This window comes from Commensalibacter sp. Nvir, from assembly GCF_963921845.1.
Classification (GTDB): domain Bacteria; phylum Pseudomonadota; class Alphaproteobacteria; order Acetobacterales; family Acetobacteraceae; genus Commensalibacter.
Map to the genome: position 1 here is coordinate 1 of NZ_CAWUGZ010000129.1, position 16740 is coordinate 16740.

Below are 16740 nucleotides of genomic sequence, written 5' to 3' on the forward strand. Positions count from 1 at the left end.
TTAATATCCTTAAAGCCTCTTGAATGTTGTTTACTGTTTGGATAAGCAAATTTTGACTTGCAAACCAATAGGGTTCTTGTTAAAAGAACGTCAATGTTTATCGGCCCTGGATGGTTGTCTAAAAATTTATAAATACGACAAAATTTATAATATTTTGTAGGTAAATCTATTCAGTAAGTCCGCCTAATAAATGTTTTAGGCACGAATTTTTGTAAATGACCGTTAAGCGTTTAGATGCTTAACCTAGAGATAGTAAGGATCGGGAAAGGCGAATGCCGACCATTAACCAGTTGATTGCTAAAGGCCGCGAACCTGCTGCCAAGCGCAATAAGGTTCCTGCTTTGCAGGGATGTCCACAAAAACGAGGTGTATGTACTCGTGTTTATACGACGACGCCAAAGAAGCCAAACTCTGCATTGCGTAAAGTTGCTAAAGTTCGTTTGACGAATGGCTACGAAGTGGTGAGTTATATTCCTGGTGAAGGTCATAACTTACAAGAACATAGTGTGGTCTTAATACGTGGTGGACGTGTTAAAGATTTACCAGGCGTACGCTATCACATTTTACGCGGAGTCCTGGATACACAAGGAATTGCAAAGCGGCGTCAACGACGTTCTTTGTATGGTGCTAAACGTCCAAAATAAAAGGAATTAATAGGCATGAGTCGCCGACACCGCGCAGTTAAGCGCGAGATACTTCCCGATCCAAAATTTGGTGATGTTGTCATTACGCGTTTTATGAATGCGTTAATGTATGATGGAAAAAAATCAGTTGCTGAAAAAATCGTTTATGGTGCTTTGGAAACGTTAGGTGCTAAAGGCGGTGAGTCAGTGGACCCAGTTCGTTTGTTCCACGAAGCATTGGATAATGTTAAGCCTGCTGTTGAAGTTCGTTCACGCCGCGTTGGCGGGGCAACCTATCAGGTGCCTGTAGAAGTACGTGCAGATAGACGTCAAGCGCTGGCTATTCGTTGGTTGATAGACGCATCTCGTAAAAGAGGTGAAAATACGATGGAACACAGATTGTCGAACGAGTTACTTGATGCGGTAAACAATCGTGGTTCTGCGGTAAAAAAACGCGAAGATACACATCGTATGGCAGAGGCGAATAAGGCATTCAGCCATTATCGCTGGTAAATATGGGTTTGAGTTAATCTTAATTTAACCGAATTTCTTGGGTGCCCCAAGTTAACGGAGAGAAACAATGGCAAAGGCTAAATTTGAGCGGAACAAGCCGCACTGCAATATTGGTACCATTGGTCACGTTGACCATGGTAAAACTACTTTAACTGCTGCAATTACAAAAGTATTGGCAGAAGCAGGTGGAGCAGAATTTACTGCGTATGATATGATTGATAAGGCTCCTGAAGAAAGAGCTCGTGGTATTACGATCTCAACTGCTCACGTTGAGTATCAAACCGAAAAACGTCATTACGCCCATGTTGACTGTCCTGGTCACGCCGATTATGTTAAAAACATGATTACAGGTGCGGCACAGATGGATGGCGCTATCTTAGTGGTTTCTGCTGCTGATGGTCCAATGCCTCAAACGCGTGAACATATTCTTCTTGCTCGTCAGGTTGGTGTTCCAGCGCTGGTTGTGTTTATGAATAAGTGTGATCAAGTGGACGATCCAGAGTTGCTTGAGCTCGTCGAAATGGAAATTCGTGAATTGCTTTCTTCTTATGAATTCCCTGGCGATGAAATACCTATCATCAAAGGATCTGCATTAGTTGCTTTAGAAGACGGTGATCCAGAACTAGGAAAAAACCGCATTCTTGATCTTATGAACGCAGTTGATGATTATATTCCACAACCTGATCGCCCTGTTGATCGTCCATTTTTGATGCCAATTGAAGATGTGTTCTCTATTTCAGGACGGGGAACCGTTGTAACCGGGCGTGTTGAACGTGGTGAAGTAAACGTTGGTGAAGAAGTTGAGATTGTTGGTATACGTCCAACGACCAAGACAACGGTAACAGGCGTTGAAATGTTCCGTAAATTGCTCGACCGTGGGGAAGCAGGGGATAATATTGGTGCTCTTTTAAGAGGAACCAAGCGGGAAGATGTTGAACGGGGTCAAGTTCTTGCAAAACCTGGTACCATCAAACCGCATAATAAATTCAAAGCTGAAGCGTATATCCTCACGAAAGAGGAAGGTGGTCGTCACACTCCATTCTTCACAAATTATCGTCCACAATTTTATTTTCGTACCACAGATGTGACGGGTGTCGTTCACTTACCTGAGGGTACAGAAATGGTTATGCCGGGTGATAATGCTCGTATGGATGTTGAACTTATTGCTCCAATTGCTATGGATGAAGGCCTTCGTTTTGCTATTCGTGAAGGTGGCCGTACCGTTGGTGCAGGGGTTGTTTCTAAAATCACAGAATAAGTGATAATTTTTAAAATTCTCAGGATTCTCATCCGTGCGAAACGGTTGGGAATCTTGTCGTTATAGCGTATAGTTTTTTGATCTATTAAAACATTTAGGCAAAATTGTAATGGAAAGCCAAAATATCCGTATTCGCTTAAAAGCATACGATTATCGCGTGCTTGATAACAGCACGCGTGAAATCGTTAATACAGCGAAGCGTACGGGGGCACAGGTAAGGGGGCCCATCCCCTTACCGACACATATTGAACGGTTTACGGTTAACCGTTCTCCTCATATCGATAAGAAGAGTCGTGAGCAGTTCGAAATTAGAACACACAGACGTTTGTTAGATATTGTTGAGCCCAACCCGCAGACCGTGGATGCTCTCATGAAACTTGACCTCGCCGCTGGCGTAGATGTTGAGATTAAGTTATAAGGTCCAGACGATGCGTACCGGATTAATCGCAAAAAAGTTGGGGATGACCCGACTGTTTAAACAGGACGGCACTCACGTGCCTGTCACAGTGCTGCACTTAGATGAGGTGCAGGTCATAGATGCTCGTACACAAGAACGGGATGGTTACAATGCTGTGCAACTTGGTATTGGTAAAGCCAAGGTAAAGAATGTGAGCAAACCAAACCGGGGACATTTTGCACGAGCAAAAGTTGAACCTAAGCAAAAACTTGTTGAATTCAGAGTTTCTGAAGATGCTTTATTAGAAGCCGGCTCTAATTTAAGTCCAGCACATTTTATTGTTGGTCAAAAGGTCGATGTAACTGGCATCAGTAAAGGTAAAGGATTTGCTGGGGCGATGAAGCGTTGGAATTTTGCTGGGTTGGAAGCAACCCATGGCGTATCGATTAGTCATCGTTCCCATGGATCTACGGGTAACCGTCAAGATCCCGGTAAAACATTTAAAAACAAGAAGATGGCAGGACATCTCGGAAGTGAGCGGGTCACCACTCAAAATCTAGAGATTGCCGCCGTGGATGTTGAAAAAAAATTAATCATGATCAAAGGTTCTGTACCAGGCGCAAAGAATGGCTTTGTCTTTTTACGGGATGCGATTAAGAAAGCTCGCCATGCAGATGCGCCCTTTCCTGCGGCATTCGTAACATCAGCAGTGGAAGGTTGAGGGGAATGCAGTTAGAAGTTAAAACCCTCGATAACGGAAGTGTCGGAGATATCACCCTTCCAGAGGAAATTTTTGGAATGCAGCCTCGTGCCGATATTATGGCAAGGGTAGTTCATTGGCAACTTGCTAAACGCAGAGCCGGTACGCATAAAGCTAAAGGGCGCAGCGAAGTTTCAGGAACAACCAAAAAGCCATATAAACAAAAAGGCACAGGTCACGCCCGTCAAGGTTCTTTACGTAGTCCACAATTTAGAACGGGTGGTGTGGTTCATGGACCTGTTGTTCGCGATCATGGGTATAAATTGCCCAAACAAATTCGAAGATTAGGATTAATTTCTGCTCTTTCTCAAAAGTTAATTGAGGGTAAGCTGGTTATTCTTGATCAAGCCACAGGAGTCCAAAAAACTTCTGATTTGGTAAAAAAAGTTAACGGTTTAGGCTGGAGTTCGGCTTTGATTGTTGATTCAGCTGTGGATGAAAATTTTGGTCGTGCCATTCGTAACATACACGCTGTAGATATCTTGCCGACTAGGGGCGCCAACGTTTACGATATTCTCCATCACGATGTTTTGGCAATCACCCGTGCAGGCGTTGATACATTGAAGGAGCGTTTGGTATGACAAATATTCTGATGTTACGACGCCAGGCGGCAAAAATGTCTCGTGAAGCGATGTTTAATATCATTCGCTCACCGCTTATCACTGAAAAGGCTACTATGCTCTCTGAGAAAAATCAGATTGTATTCAAAGTTGATCTTGCAGCGACCAAGCAACAAATTAAAGTAGCAATTGAAACATTGTTTGGTGTCAAAGTTCTTGGTGTTAATACGCTTATTCTAAAAGGAAAAACAAAGCGTTTTAAGGGTCGGATGGGACGTCGTACTGATGTTAAAAAAGCTTTTATTCAACTTGCCGAAGGTCAGTCTATTGATTTGACCACCAAGTTATCTTAAGCGTAGGATGAAAACTGATGGCATTAAAGCATTTTAATCCAGTAACTCCAAGTCTTCGTGGAACGATCTTAATTGATCGAAAAGGACTTTGGAAAGGAAAACCAGTTAAAATCCTTACTGAAGGTAAGAGTAAAACTGGTGGTCGTAATAATAATGGGCGAATTACCTCTCGTTTTATTGGAGGTGGGCATAAACAATCGTATCGTATCATTGATTTTAAACGCCGCAAGTTTGATGTGCCAGCACAGGTTGAGCGTTTAGAGTATGATCCTAACCGTACTTCTTTTATTGCCTTAATACGTTATGAGGATGGGGAACTTTCTTATATTATCGCTCCGCAACGCCTGAAAGTTGGCGACATGGTTGTCGCTGGTCAACGTGTGGATATTAAGCCTGGTAATGCTATGCCTTTAGCGGCTATACCTGTGGGAACGATTATCCATAATATTGAGCTCAAAGAGGGTGCAGGTGCCAAACTTGTTCGATCTGCAGGAACCTATGCTCAGTTGGTTGGTAAAGATGCAGGATATGCCCAAGTAAAGCTCCAATCGAATGAATTAAGATTGGTTCGTGGTGAATGTATGGCTACGATTGGTGCTGTGTCGAATCCTGATAATATGAACCAACATTTTGGTAAAGCGGGACGTTCTCGTTGGTTGGGTCGTCGTCCACATAACCGTGGTGTCGTTATGAACCCAGTCGATCACCCTCATGGTGGTGGTGAAGGTCGTACCTCAGGTGGTCGTCATCCAGTGACACCGTGGGGTAAACCAACTAAAGGATATAAAACAAGAGTCAACAAGCGCACGGATAGTTTGATTATTCGTCGACGTAAGACAGGCAAGTAGAGGGGCGAACAGAGATGGCAAGATCCGTCTGGAAAGGCCCGTTTGTAGACGGGTACCTATTAAAAAAAGCAGAAGCTGCTCAAGCTTCTGGGCGTAATGATGTAATTAAAATTTGGTCTCGTCGTTCCACCATTTTACCACAATTCGTTGGGTTGGTTTTTGGTGTTTACAACGGTCACAAATTTTTACCAGTGCAGGTTAGTGAGAATATGGTAGGGCATAAATTCGGTGAATTTTCCCCGACGCGTACTTACAATGGTCATGCTGCCGATAAAAAAGCAAAGCGGGGCTAGGATGAGCAAACCAAAGCATTCACGTGCGCTTGCGGAAACCGAAGCTCAGGCTATCGGTAGAAACCTTCGCACCAGTCCACGTAAATTAGGTCTTGTTGCAGGCTTAATCCGCAACGAGCCTGTATCAGAAGCTTTAGCAAAACTAAGTTTTTCTAAACGTCGTATTGCAAAGCAAGTTAAAACTGTACTTGAGAGTGCAATAGCAAATGCGGAAAACAATCATCAACTTGACGTTGATCGTTTAATTGTTTCAAGAGCTGAAGTTGGCAAGGCTATGGTCATGCGTCGTTTCCAAGCAAGAGGTCGCGGTCGTTCAGCACAAATTCAAAAATTCTTTAGTCATATAAAGATTATCGTCGCAGAACGCAGTGATAACGATGAAGGAAAGGCTGCATAATGGGTCAAAAAGTTAATCCAATTGGATTGCGTTTAGGAATTAATCGAACTTGGGACAGTCGCTGGTATGCTGATTCAGATTATACTCGGTTGTTGTTTGAAGATTTCAAACTTCGTGATTATTTAAAGAAAAGATTAGCCGGTGCGGGTGTTTCCAAAGTGGTCATCGAAAGACCAGCTAAGAAACCAAGGGTTACTATTTATGCTGCTAGGCCAGGCATTGTAATTGGTAAAAAAGGTCAGGATATTGACAGTTTACGTAAAGAACTTGCGACAATGGCCAAAGCGGAAGTTGCTCTAAACATTGTTGAAATACGTAAACCTGAAATTGATGCCACATTGGTTGCTGAAAATATTGCGCAGCAGTTAGAACGTCGTGTTGCGTTTAGGCGGGCTATGAAACGTGCAGTACAGTCTGCAATGCGCTTGGGGGCACAAGGTATTCGTATCAATTGCAGCGGTCGTTTAGGCGGGGCTGAAATTGCACGTGTCGAATGGTATCGTGAAGGTCGTGTTCCATTGCATACATTGCGTGCAGATATTGATTATGGTATTGCCGCAGCGCATACCACATACGGTAAGTGTGGTGTTAAAGTTTGGATCTTTAAGGGCGAAATTATGGCTCATGATCCATCTGCGCAAGATCGACGTGCCGCCGATCAAGTGCCACAACGGTAATTGATTAATTTGAGTTTAATAGTTATATAGTCGACTATTATTACGCATGAGGATATTAAAAGATGCTATCTCCGCGGCGGACTAAATTCCGCAAAGCTCATAAAGGTCGTATTCATGGAATGGCCAAAGGTGGAACAGAGCTTAATTTCGGCACCTATGGTTTGAAAGCTTTGCAACCTGAACGAATCACGGCACGTCAAATTGAAGCGTCTCGGCGTGCAATTACCCGTGCTATGAAGCGTATGGGTCGTGTTTGGATACGAATTTTTCCTGACTTGCCCGTTTCAAGTAAACCTGCTGAAGTTCGTATGGGATCCGGAAAAGGATCTCCCGAATTTTGGGTCGCACGTGTAAAACCCGGTCGCATTCTTTTTGAAATAGAAGGTGTTTCGCCTGAAATAGCAAAAGAAGCGTTAACCCTTGGTGCAGCAAAGCTTCCTATTAAAACTAAATTTATCACTCGTATAGGAGAGGCTTAAAAATGGCAAAGGCATTTAAGCCCGCTGATTTACGTGCCAAAACTATGGATGAATTGAAAACCCTTTTAATTGATTTAAGAAGAGAACAATTTAATCTTAGGTTTCAACGTGCAACGGGTCAAAATGAAGGCGTTAGTCGTGTTGGCGTAATACGTCGCGATATTGCTCGTATTAAAACAATTATGAACGAAACAGTTAAATCAAACGTTGGAGCTTCTGCATCCAACCACAAGTCCTAAGGAGTTAATGAACGATGCCAAGGCGCGTTCTGACAGGCAGGGTAACCAGTGATAAGATGGAAAAGACCGTAACCGTTATGGTCGTTCGTCGTGTTATGCACCCCCTGTATAAAAAATTCATTCGTCGCTCAAAAAAATATGCGGCGCATGATGAATTGAACGAATGTAAAATTGGTGATACGGTTCGCATTATCGAATCACCACCAATTTCAAAAAGAAAAACATGGGCTGTGATTACGCGTAATGGTGACGAACTTGGTTCGTCTTCTACAGTATCCAGTGCAGAAGTTTAAGGGAGGCTAAGACATGATCCATCCCGAGACCAACCTTACTGTTGCCGATAATTCTGGCGCAAAAGAGGTGCAGTGCATAAAGGTGCTGGGCGGTTCAAAGCGGAAAACCGCTTCGGTCGGCGACGTGATTGTCGTTTCTGTCAAAGAGGCTATACCTCGTGGCAAAGTGAAAAAAGGCGATGTTCATCAAGCGGTAATTGTGCGGACAAGTTATCCAGTACGGCGTGCTGATGGTACGGTTATACGTTTTGATAAGAATGCTGCCGTTTTAATTAACAAGCAGAAAGAACCTATCGGAACCCGTATATTTGGCCCTGTAGTAAGAGAACTTCGTGCACGTCAGTTCATGAAGATTATCTCCTTAGCGCCGGAGGTTCTATAATGGCGGCTCGTATTAAAAAAGGCGATCAAGTTGTTGTCATTACAGGCCCTTATAAGGGGGTTAAAGGCGAAATTTTATCCGTAAACCCCTCAGAAGAGAGGGCTGTGGTTCGTGGTGTTGCTGTTGCAAAGCATCATAAAAAGCCGACACGCATGGGTGAGCCCGGTGGAATTATTGAAAAAGAAAAACCTGTACATTTATCAAACCTAAAGTTGATTGATCCAAAATCTGGACAACCTACAAAGGTCGGATTTCGGATTTTGGATGATGGACGTAAAGTCCGTGTCGCAAAATCAACGGGTGAAGTGATTGAAGGATAAGGGGAGAGAAATGTCAGAAACCAGTCAAGCTTTCTCTGAAGCTCGTCTTTTTACGCTTTATAAGAAAGAATTGCGCCACACCATTCGTAAGCAATTTAACTATAAAAATGAAATGCAAATTCCCCGTCTTGAGAAAATTGTTCTTAATATGGGTGTGGGAGAAGCAGCAGGGGATCAAAAGAAACTTGATTCTGCCGTTGAAGAAATGACCTTGATTGCAGGACAAAAAGCGGTTAAAACGTTATCCAAGAAAGCAATTGCCGGATTTAAAATTAGGGCAGGTTTGCCTATTGGGTGCAAAGTGACTTTGCGCAAGAAACGCATGTACGAATTTCTTGATCGTTTGGTTACCATAGCGTTACCCCGGGTTCGCGATTTTAGGGGATTGCCTTCTAATAAAGGTTTTGATGGTCATGGTAATTTTGCAATGGGCTTGAAAGAGCAAATTGTATTTCCGGAAATCGTCTATGATAAAGTCGATGACGTACGGGGTATGGACATTATTTTTGTTACTACAGCCAAAACTGATGAAGAAGCGAAAGCACTTTTGAAAGCCTTTTCTCTTCCTTTTGTCAGTTAATCTTAGGATACTCGTTGCAAGGAATGATCTTATTTCTTGCATGTTCAATTATTTTTGGAAAACGGTCGAACAGTGTCGACAGGTTCCGGAGGGTAAAATTAAGCATGGCAAAAACTTCCGCCATTCATCGCAATGCTCATCGTGTTAAACTCGCGGCACGGGATAAAGACAAGCGCATTGCACTTAAAAACATTGTTATGGATAGAAGCCTGCCCGTAGAAGAACGTTTTGATGCTTCTTTAAAACTTGCGAAGCTTCCACGCAATGGGTCACGCGTACGCGTTCGTTTGCGTTGCAGACTAACAGGTCGTTCGCGAGGAAATTATCGTAAATTTGAGCTCTGTCGTATCGCGTTGCGTGAGCTGGCATCTGCTGGACACATTCCCGGCATGGTTAAGTCAAGTTGGTGAGGGGCAATACATGTCATTATCTGATCCATTAGGTGATATGCTCACCCGTATTCGTAATGCGCAATCTGCTCGTCATACTTCCTGCGTTGCACCTGCGTCAAATCTTCGCGTTAATGTTTTAGAAGCGTTGAAACGTGAAGGTTACATTCGTGGTTTTGAAAAGCAAGAAGTAAGAAAAGGCATAAGTCAATTACATATTGAGTTGAAATATTCTGATGGGCTGCCAGTGATTAAGGAGATTCAAAGAGTTTCCAAGCCTGGCCGGCGCGTTTATTCTAAAATTAAAGAATTGCCGAAGGTTTATGGTGGTTTGGGAGTTTCCATTCTATCTACCCCTCTTGGTGTTTTATCTGATATCGAAGCACGTGCTGCCAATGTTGGTGGCGAAGTGCTCTGTCGTGTATTCTAAGGGGGAGATGAATGTCACGTGTAGGCAAAAATCCCGTGCAGATTCCGCAAGGGGTACAAGCTTCAGTAACAAATGGCGTGTTTTTGGTTAAGGGAACTAAAGGTGAATTAACGTTACCAATTTCCGAACATGTTGATACGCTTATTGAAGATAATCAAATTATTGTTAAGCCTAAAAACCAATCTGTATTATCGCGAACGATGTGGGGAACTACCCGTGCGTTAATTGCCAATATGGTCAAAGGCGTATCAGAAGGGTATAGCAAGGCACTTGAAATTACAGGGACAGGTTTTCGTGCTTCTATCCAGGGCTCTAACCTTGTTATGAATCTTGGTTATTCTCATGATATTGTTTATCCAATACCATCAAATATCAAAATCTCAACACCAAGACCAACAGCTGTGGTCGTTGAAGGAAATGATAAGCAACGTGTAGGGCAAGTCGCTCTCGATATTCGTAACTTTCGTAAGCCTGAACCTTATAAAGGCAAAGGTGTTCGTTATGATAATGAAGTTATACGTCGCAAAGAAGGTAAAAAGAAATAATGGGTATGCAACGTGAATTACAAGCGCGTCGGCGTAGACGGTTGCGCTATCAGCTTCGTTCGAAGGCGAATGGACGACCACGTCTATCTGTTTTTCGTTCAAGTAAAAATATTTATGTACAAGTGATTGACGACACTACGGGCAAGACCTTAGCGGCTGCGTCAACACTCGAGGCAGCTGTCAAAAGTCAGCTGAAGACAGGAGCTGATATTGAAGCAGCACGCGCCGTTGGCAAGTTGATTGCAGAACGCGCTAAGTCGGCAGGATTGGAACAGGTCGTTTTTGATCGTGGCTCCTATATTTATCATGGGCGTGTAAAAGCGCTGGCTGAGTCTGCCCGCGAGGGCGGACTGGCGTTCTAGAGGGAGAGGTCGCGAATGGCACGTGAAATGAAAGAAGGCGGTCGCGCAGGTCGTGAACGCGAAAGTGACGATTTGGTTGATAATCTTGTATCAATCAATCGTGTTGCAAAAGTTGTTAAAGGCGGACGCCGATTTGCTTTTGCAGCGCTTGTAGTGGTTGGGGATCAACGGGGTCGCGTTGGTTACGGTTCTGGAAAAGCAAGGGAAGTGCCTGAAGCAATTCGTAAGGCTACCGAGCAAGCTAAAAAAACGATGATCCGTGTACCCATGAAAGAAGGTAGAACCTTGCATCACGATGTACATGGTACGTATGGTGCGGGTAACGTTGTTCTAAGGTCGGCAGAGTCAGGAACGGGTATTATCGCAGGTGGTCCTATGCGCGCCGTCTTTGAAAGCCTAGGAATTAATGACGTTGTTGCTAAATCTACGGGAACGCGTAATCCTCATAATATGGTTAAGGCAACGTTTGATGCATTAAAACGCTGTGCAAGTCCAAGAATTGTAGCGGCGCGTAGAGGGAAAAAAGTTGCTGAAATATTAGGAAGACGGGATACGTCCTCTCAACCGCAAACGACGTCGGAGGTTACAAATGCCTGAGCATGACGGTCAGAAGCTTAAAGTAACCCAAATTGCTTCAGCAATTGGACGTAAAAAAAATCAAAAGCAGACGCTGGTCGGCCTTGGATTAAATCGTATTGGTTCAACACGAGAGTTAGAAAATACCCCTGCGGTTCGAGGTATGATTAGTAAAGTTCGCCACCTTGTAAAGGTGGAGGAGTAAAAAATGAATTTGAATGAACTTCGTGATAATGAGGGTTCTCGGTATCACAAAAAACGTCTTGGTCGTGGTATTGGCTCTGGTAAAGGTAAGACTTCAGGAAAAGGTGTTAAGGGTCAATTAGCACGATCTGGAGTTTCGATTAATGGATTTGAAGGGGGGCAATTACCCCTTTACCGTCGTTTGCCAAAAAGAGGATTTAAGAATATTTTTCGTAAGCTTTACGCAGAGATTAATATTGAAACGCTTGTTAAAGCCATTGAAATGGGAAAATTAAATCCATCTTTGACGATTAACGAAGAAGCTTTTCGTACAGCAGGCATGATTAAAGGACGTAAATATTCAGGAGTCCGTTTGCTTTCAAAAGGCGAGCTTACTCAAGCACTCACCCTTGAAGTCTCCGGTGCATCTGTAAAAGCTGTTGAAACTGTAAGGAATGCAGGGGGATCCATCACGTTGTTATCAACCTCTGAGGATAACTCTGCAGATGCCTAAAGCATAAAGAGAATTGATTTAGAGCTTTAAAAAGTTCAAATTAAACGTTTCTTTAGAATCTTAAGGTTTTTACGGCGTCCCGTGAGTAAATTACGGTGACGCTGTTTTTTCTGAAAGGATATGAATATGGCCTCGATGGCCGAGCAATTAGCAGCTAATGTTAATCTTAGTGCTTTTTCTAAAGCAACTGAGTTAAAAAAACGGATATGGTTTACGCTTGGAGCGTTAATCATTTATCGTCTAGGAACATACATACCTGTTCCTGGTGTGGATGCAACCGTCATGGCGCAGCTTTTAGCTAAGCATCAAGGTGGTATTTTGGGCATGTTTGATATGTTCAGTGGTGGTGCGCTTGGACGTATGACGGTTTTCGCTTTGAACATTATGCCCTACATCAGTGCATCAATTATCGTACAACTTATGTCATCGGCTATGCCTTCATTAGAGGCGCTCAAAAAAGAGGGAGAGCAGGGACGGATAAAACTTAACCAATATACGCGTTATTTAACGGTTTTTATTGCTTTATTTCAAGCGTATGGGATTGCTATTGGCCTTGAAAGCATGAAAAGTGTAGCTGGACCTGCAGTGGTTATACCAGGCATGTTTTTTATTTTAACTTGTGTGGTTACGTTAGTGGGCGGCACAATGTTTTTAATGTGGCTGGGTGAACAGATTACCTCAAGAGGGGTTGGGAATGGAATTTCTTTAATTATTTTTGCTGGTATTGTTGCTAACTTACCGAAAGCGTTAGCTAGCTTATTTCAACTTGGATATACGGGCGCTTTATCACCTCTTTTTGTATTCATTTTTTTGATTTTAGCTGCTTGTACGATTGCATTTATTGTTTTTATGGAGCAGGCACAAAGAAGAGTAGTTATTCAATACCCTAAACGTCAAGTTGGGCATAAAATGTACGGGGGTGACTCTACGCATATGCCATTAAAGGTTAATACGGCAGGAGTTATTCCTCCCATTTTTGCATCCTCTGTATTGTTAATACCCGTTACAATTTCTGGGTTTTTATCGAGCGATTCAACGCCAGGGTGGCTTGCGTATTTAGGACAGGAATTTGGTCAAGGTCGTATTCTATATATGATTTTTTACGCTGTAATGATCATTTTCTTTTCTTATTTTTATGCAGCGGTTAGCTTTAACCCTAAAGAGACGGCGGATAACTTAAGAAAACAAGGTGGATTTATACCGGGTATTAAACCGGGAACCAACACCGCGGCTTTTTTTGATAATATATTAACGCGTATTACCACTATAAGTGCTCTCTATTTAGTGGTTGTTTGTTTGTTGCCACAAATTCTTATTAATCATTACAACGTGCCGTTTTACTTTGGCGGAACCAGCTTGATCATTATTGTTTCTGTAACGATTGATACCGTGACGCAAGTTCAATCTCATCTTGTCGCTCATCAATATCAAGGGTTATTACGTAAAACGCGTGGCGGAAAAGGTAAAAAACGTTGAAAATAGTTTTTTTAGGTCCTCCAGGCGCAGGGAAGGGTACACAGGCCCAAATCCTGGTTAATAAGTATCGTATTGCTCAAATTTCTACGGGAGACATGTTGAGAGCGGAAGTCAAAAATCAAACGGATATTGGTAAATTAGCTAAATCCATTATGGATGCTGGACAACTGCTTCCTGATGATCTAATGATCAAAATGATAGAAACTCGAATCCATAAAAACGATTGTCACAATGGTTTTATATTGGATGGATTTCCACGAAGTTTAGGGCAAGCGCAAGCGCTTGATAAAATGTTTGCTCTTCAACATACCAAAATTGACTTGGTATTGCTTTTGGAGGTTGACGAACAAGTACTTGCAGATCGTATCTCGGGTCGATTTAGTTGCGCAAACTGCGGGGCGAGCTATCACAAAACGATGAAGCAACCTAAGGTAAAGGGCGTTTGCGATGTATGCGGTGCAACAGAATTCGTTTATAGAGCGGACGACAATAAAGAGACAGTACTGGCTCGTTTAGAAACGTATAAAAAACAAACTGCGCCTTTATTGCCATACTATGAACAAAAAAAATGTTTATATAGAATAGATGGAATGAAAAATGTTAATGAAGTTGCCAAAGAGATTGATCAAATTATAAAAAACATCGTGTAACCTTATAGTTTAAAAAATTATTTGTGTTGCAGTATTGACTCTAGAAGCACTAAGGTTATATTCGTGCCTTTAAAGGTGTTTCATCAGTGTTAGTTGCAAGTTTATTAAATGCTTTGTGAGGCTATGTAAAGGACGCAGCTGATTGTTAAAGAATTAAATAAACCTATTGAACTAATAGGTTAATTGAGGAGTAATAGGCGTGGCGCGTATTGCCGGCGTAAATATCCCGACAAATAAACGGGTAACGATTGGACTGCGTTATATTTATGGCATTGGGCCGACAAAGGCGCAGGAAATTTGTAATAAACTTTCAATTCCTGACGAACGCAGAGTAAATGAGCTTTCAGACAGTGAAATTCTCAAGATTCGTGAGTTAATTGATGGCGAATATCATGTTGAAGGCGATCTTCGTCGCGATGTAGCGATGAATATCAAACGTTTAATGGATTTAGGCTGTTATCGCGGCTTACGTCATCGTCGTGGTTTGCCTGTAAGAGGGCAAAGAACACACACCAACGCTAGGACGCGTAAAGGGAAAGCTGTTGCAATTGCGGGTAAGAAAAAAGTTACTCGTTAATTTCCACGTTTGTATTAACACTACAATTAAACACAGGATATTAAAGTTATGGCGAAACCCGCCGCACCGCGCCTCAGAAAAAAAGAGCGCAAAAATATTATTTCTGGCGTAGCACATGTGCTTTCTACATTTAACAATACCGTGATTACGATCTCTGATGTTCAAGGAAACGCTATTTCTTGGTCTTCAGCTGGCGCACAAGGGTTTAAAGGTTCTCGTAAATCCACGCCTTATGCTGCTCAGGTAGCCGCAGAAGATGCTGGTAAAAAAGCGCGTGAACATGGTATGGAAACGCTGGAAATTGAAGTATCTGGTCCCGGTTCAGGTCGTGAAAGTGCATTGCGTGCATTGCAAACCGTTGGTTTTACAGTGACTTCAATACGTGATACTACACCAGTGCCACATAACGGTTGCCGTCCTCGTAAACGTCGACGTGTTTAGTGGTTTTTGTTATTTTTTATAAAATAACGTTAGAATAATCCTGATACATCGCATCGGGATTTTGTCGCCTTCATGGCATAACTTTGAATTGAAAGGCCACCACCTTGGTCCTCCAGAAAAACTGGCAATCTCTTATTAAGCCGGAGAAGATGGAAGTCGAATTAAGCTCTGCGCTATCCAATGTGGCAACTGTGGTGGCGGAGCCACTAGAACGTGGTTTCGGCATGACGTTGGGTAATGCGCTTCGGCGAGTACTTTTATCTTCTCTACAGGGTGCTGCGGTTTCAGCACTTCGTATTGATGGGGTTCTTCACGAATTTTCATCCATCAATGGGGTTCGTGAAGATGTTACGGATATTGTACTTAACGTTAAGCAGTTGGCTATTCGTATGCATAACGAGGGTCCAAAACGCATGATTTTATCTGCGGTTGGACCTGGACAAATTACTGCCGGACAAATACAAACGGATCCAGACATAGAAATCATGAATCCTGACTTGGTGATTTGTACGTTAGATGATGGTGTTAAGTTGGGCATGGAATTTACCGTCAATATGGGTAAAGGATACGTGCCCGCAGCAGCCAACCGGCAAGAGGATGCCCCGATAGGGATGATTCCCATTGACGCGATTTATTCACCGGTACGTCGCGTTTCGTATAAAGTTGATCCCACTCGTGTAGGTCAAGTTACCGATTACGATAAATTACTGCTTACTGTCGAAACGGATGGTTCGGTTGCCCCAGAAAGTGCAGTTGCATTGGCAGCACGGATATTGCAGGATCAATTGCAATTGTTTATCAATTTTGATGAACCAAAACCGGTTGCAACCGAAGAGCCCCAAGAAGATTTACCCTTTAATCGTAATCTTTTGCGTAAAGTTGACGAATTGGAATTGTCTGTACGCAGTGCTAATTGCCTCAAAAACGACAACATCGTTTATATTGGCGATTTAGTTCAGCGTACGGAACAGGAAATGCTTCGTACTCCTAATTTTGGACGCAAGTCATTAAATGAAATTAAGGAAGTACTCTCGACGATGGGGTTGTCTCTGGGAATGAATGTGCCTGCATGGCCACCCGAAAATATAGAAGAACTTGCAAAGCGGCTTGATGAGCTGTTTTGAGAAAAAAGATAGGATCTTAAAATGCGACACGGTATTGCTGGCCGTAAGTTAGGCGTTACAACAACACATCGTAAAGCGATGTTTCGTAATATGTCAGTTGCTTTAATTAAACACGAACAAATTACAACCACATTGCCTAAAGCTAAAGAACTTCGTCCTGTTGTTGAGAAGTTGATAACTTTGGCTAAACGAGGCGATCTTCATGCGCGTAGGCAAGCATACGCTCTATTGCGTGACGATGACATTGTTAAGAAGTTGTTTACTACGTTATCAGAACGTTACAAAGCTCGTCAGGGCGGGTACCTACGTGTACTCAAAGCAGGCGTTCGTTATGGTGATGCCGCTGACATGTCCGTTATTGAATTTGTTGATAGAGATGTATCGGCGAAAGGTTTAGACAGCGGTCCTAAGCCAGAGCAGGAAGCTGAGGATAATTTGGCTGCTTAATATTATTTTTTAAATTGGCTTTAAAAAGCGAGCGTATGCTCGCTTTTTTTATTG

General features: G+C 42.7%; 30 protein-coding genes. All 30 read left to right on the top strand.

Annotated features, from left to right (window positions below; all coding sequences use genetic code 11):
• Window positions 1–272: 272 nt before the first annotated feature.
• Window positions 273–644, top strand: a complete 372-nt coding sequence (rpsL, locus tag AABE15_RS07890; protein ID WP_003621118.1) for a 30S ribosomal protein S12 — start codon at window positions 273–275, stop codon at window positions 642–644.
• 15 nt (window positions 645–659) lie between these two features.
• A complete protein-coding gene (gene rpsG / locus AABE15_RS07895; protein WP_338330747.1) occupies window positions 660–1136 on the top strand; it encodes a 30S ribosomal protein S7 in 477 nt (158 codons plus the stop codon).
• 67 nt (window positions 1137–1203) lie between these two features.
• Window positions 1204–2394, top strand: coding sequence for an elongation factor Tu (gene tuf / locus AABE15_RS07900; protein ID WP_338330748.1), 1191 nt, complete (start codon window positions 1204–1206; stop codon window positions 2392–2394).
• 109 nt (window positions 2395–2503) lie between these two features.
• Window positions 2504–2812 (top strand): 30S ribosomal protein S10, encoded by a 309-nt coding sequence (rpsJ, locus tag AABE15_RS07905; protein ID WP_110438407.1) that lies wholly within the window; start codon window positions 2504–2506, stop codon window positions 2810–2812.
• Between the two features lie 10 nt (window positions 2813–2822).
• Window positions 2823–3512, top strand: a complete 690-nt coding sequence (rplC, locus tag AABE15_RS07910) for a 50S ribosomal protein L3 (RefSeq protein WP_338330749.1) — start codon at window positions 2823–2825, stop codon at window positions 3510–3512.
• A 5-nt stretch (window positions 3513–3517) separates the two neighbouring features.
• Window positions 3518–4132: a 50S ribosomal protein L4 gene (gene rplD / locus AABE15_RS07915; protein ID WP_338330750.1), complete on the top strand. Its 615-nt coding sequence runs from the start codon at window positions 3518–3520 to the stop codon at window positions 4130–4132.
• A 35-nt stretch (window positions 4133–4167) separates the two neighbouring features.
• Window positions 4168–4464, top strand: coding sequence for a 50S ribosomal protein L23 (locus AABE15_RS07920; RefSeq protein WP_338330781.1), 297 nt, complete (start codon window positions 4168–4170; stop codon window positions 4462–4464).
• 17 nt (window positions 4465–4481) lie between these two features.
• The gene (gene rplB, locus AABE15_RS07925) at window positions 4482–5312 is read left to right on the top strand and encodes a 50S ribosomal protein L2 (RefSeq protein ID WP_338330751.1); all 831 of its coding nucleotides are present in this window, start codon (window positions 4482–4484) and stop codon (window positions 5310–5312) included.
• Between the two features lie 14 nt (window positions 5313–5326).
• Entirely contained in the window at window positions 5327–5605 is a 279-nt protein-coding gene (gene rpsS / locus AABE15_RS07930; RefSeq protein WP_338330752.1) for a 30S ribosomal protein S19, read from the top strand.
• Window position 5606: 1 nt separating this feature from the next.
• A complete protein-coding gene (rplV, locus tag AABE15_RS07935) occupies window positions 5607–6002 on the top strand; it encodes a 50S ribosomal protein L22 (RefSeq protein WP_338330753.1) in 396 nt (131 codons plus the stop codon).
• Window positions 6002–6679: a 30S ribosomal protein S3 gene (rpsC, locus tag AABE15_RS07940; RefSeq protein WP_338330754.1), complete on the top strand. Its 678-nt coding sequence runs from the start codon at window positions 6002–6004 to the stop codon at window positions 6677–6679. The genes rplV and rpsC overlap by 1 nt, the downstream gene beginning before the upstream one ends.
• A 62-nt stretch (window positions 6680–6741) precedes the next feature.
• On the top strand, window positions 6742–7158 hold the full coding sequence (gene rplP / locus AABE15_RS07945; RefSeq protein ID WP_338330755.1) for a 50S ribosomal protein L16: 417 nt from the start codon (window positions 6742–6744) through the stop codon (window positions 7156–7158).
• A 2-nt stretch (window positions 7159–7160) separates the two neighbouring features.
• On the top strand, window positions 7161–7397 hold the full coding sequence (rpmC, locus tag AABE15_RS07950; RefSeq protein WP_338330756.1) for a 50S ribosomal protein L29: 237 nt from the start codon (window positions 7161–7163) through the stop codon (window positions 7395–7397).
• Between the two features lie 14 nt (window positions 7398–7411).
• Window positions 7412–7690: a 30S ribosomal protein S17 gene (rpsQ, locus tag AABE15_RS07955; RefSeq protein WP_338330757.1), complete on the top strand. Its 279-nt coding sequence runs from the start codon at window positions 7412–7414 to the stop codon at window positions 7688–7690.
• A 13-nt stretch (window positions 7691–7703) separates the two neighbouring features.
• Window positions 7704–8072, top strand: coding sequence for a 50S ribosomal protein L14 (gene rplN / locus AABE15_RS07960; RefSeq protein ID WP_338330758.1), 369 nt, complete (start codon window positions 7704–7706; stop codon window positions 8070–8072).
• Complete coding sequence (gene rplX, locus AABE15_RS07965; RefSeq protein ID WP_338330759.1) at window positions 8072–8392, top strand: 50S ribosomal protein L24; 321 nt, start codon at window positions 8072–8074, stop codon at window positions 8390–8392. Before rplN ends, rplX begins: the two co-directional genes overlap by 1 nt.
• Window positions 8393–8402: 10 nt before the next feature.
• A complete protein-coding gene (gene rplE / locus AABE15_RS07970) occupies window positions 8403–8972 on the top strand; it encodes a 50S ribosomal protein L5 (protein WP_338330760.1) in 570 nt (189 codons plus the stop codon).
• 104 nt (window positions 8973–9076) lie between these two features.
• Entirely contained in the window at window positions 9077–9382 is a 306-nt protein-coding gene (gene rpsN, locus AABE15_RS07975) for a 30S ribosomal protein S14 (protein ID WP_338330761.1), read from the top strand.
• Window positions 9383–9392: 10 nt separating this feature from the next.
• Window positions 9393–9791, top strand: a complete 399-nt coding sequence (gene rpsH, locus AABE15_RS07980) for a 30S ribosomal protein S8 (protein WP_338330762.1) — start codon at window positions 9393–9395, stop codon at window positions 9789–9791.
• Between the two features lie 11 nt (window positions 9792–9802).
• Window positions 9803–10336 (top strand): 50S ribosomal protein L6, encoded by a 534-nt coding sequence (gene rplF, locus AABE15_RS07985; RefSeq protein WP_338330763.1) that lies wholly within the window; start codon window positions 9803–9805, stop codon window positions 10334–10336.
• Complete coding sequence (rplR, locus tag AABE15_RS07990; protein WP_338330764.1) at window positions 10336–10698, top strand: 50S ribosomal protein L18; 363 nt, start codon at window positions 10336–10338, stop codon at window positions 10696–10698. The genes rplF and rplR overlap by 1 nt, the downstream gene beginning before the upstream one ends.
• Window positions 10699–10713: 15 nt before the next feature.
• Window positions 10714–11295 carry a 30S ribosomal protein S5 gene (rpsE, locus tag AABE15_RS07995; protein WP_338330765.1) on the top strand — a complete coding sequence of 194 codons (582 nt, stop codon included), beginning with the start codon at window positions 10714–10716 and terminating at the stop codon, window positions 11293–11295.
• Window positions 11288–11479, top strand: coding sequence for a 50S ribosomal protein L30 (gene rpmD, locus AABE15_RS08000; RefSeq protein WP_338330766.1), 192 nt, complete (start codon window positions 11288–11290; stop codon window positions 11477–11479). The genes rpsE and rpmD overlap by 8 nt, the downstream gene beginning before the upstream one ends.
• 3 nt (window positions 11480–11482) lie before the next feature.
• Window positions 11483–11971 (top strand): 50S ribosomal protein L15, encoded by a 489-nt coding sequence (gene rplO / locus AABE15_RS08005; protein WP_338330767.1) that lies wholly within the window; start codon window positions 11483–11485, stop codon window positions 11969–11971.
• A 126-nt stretch (window positions 11972–12097) separates the two neighbouring features.
• A complete protein-coding gene (gene secY / locus AABE15_RS08010) occupies window positions 12098–13447 on the top strand; it encodes a preprotein translocase subunit SecY (protein WP_338330768.1) in 1350 nt (449 codons plus the stop codon).
• A complete protein-coding gene (locus AABE15_RS08015; RefSeq protein WP_338330769.1) occupies window positions 13444–14097 on the top strand; it encodes an adenylate kinase in 654 nt (217 codons plus the stop codon). The genes secY and AABE15_RS08015 overlap by 4 nt, the downstream gene beginning before the upstream one ends.
• Before the next feature lie 199 nt (window positions 14098–14296).
• A complete protein-coding gene (gene rpsM, locus AABE15_RS08020) occupies window positions 14297–14674 on the top strand; it encodes a 30S ribosomal protein S13 (RefSeq protein WP_338330770.1) in 378 nt (125 codons plus the stop codon).
• Between the two features lie 48 nt (window positions 14675–14722).
• Window positions 14723–15115: a 30S ribosomal protein S11 gene (rpsK, locus tag AABE15_RS08025; protein ID WP_338330771.1), complete on the top strand. Its 393-nt coding sequence runs from the start codon at window positions 14723–14725 to the stop codon at window positions 15113–15115.
• A gap of 104 nt (window positions 15116–15219) precedes the next feature.
• Window positions 15220–16239 carry a DNA-directed RNA polymerase subunit alpha gene (locus tag AABE15_RS08030; RefSeq protein ID WP_338330772.1) on the top strand — a complete coding sequence of 340 codons (1020 nt, stop codon included), beginning with the start codon at window positions 15220–15222 and terminating at the stop codon, window positions 16237–16239.
• Between the two features lie 21 nt (window positions 16240–16260).
• Window positions 16261–16686, top strand: coding sequence for a 50S ribosomal protein L17 (rplQ, locus tag AABE15_RS08035; protein WP_338330773.1), 426 nt, complete (start codon window positions 16261–16263; stop codon window positions 16684–16686).
• Window positions 16687–16740 lie beyond the last annotated feature (54 nt).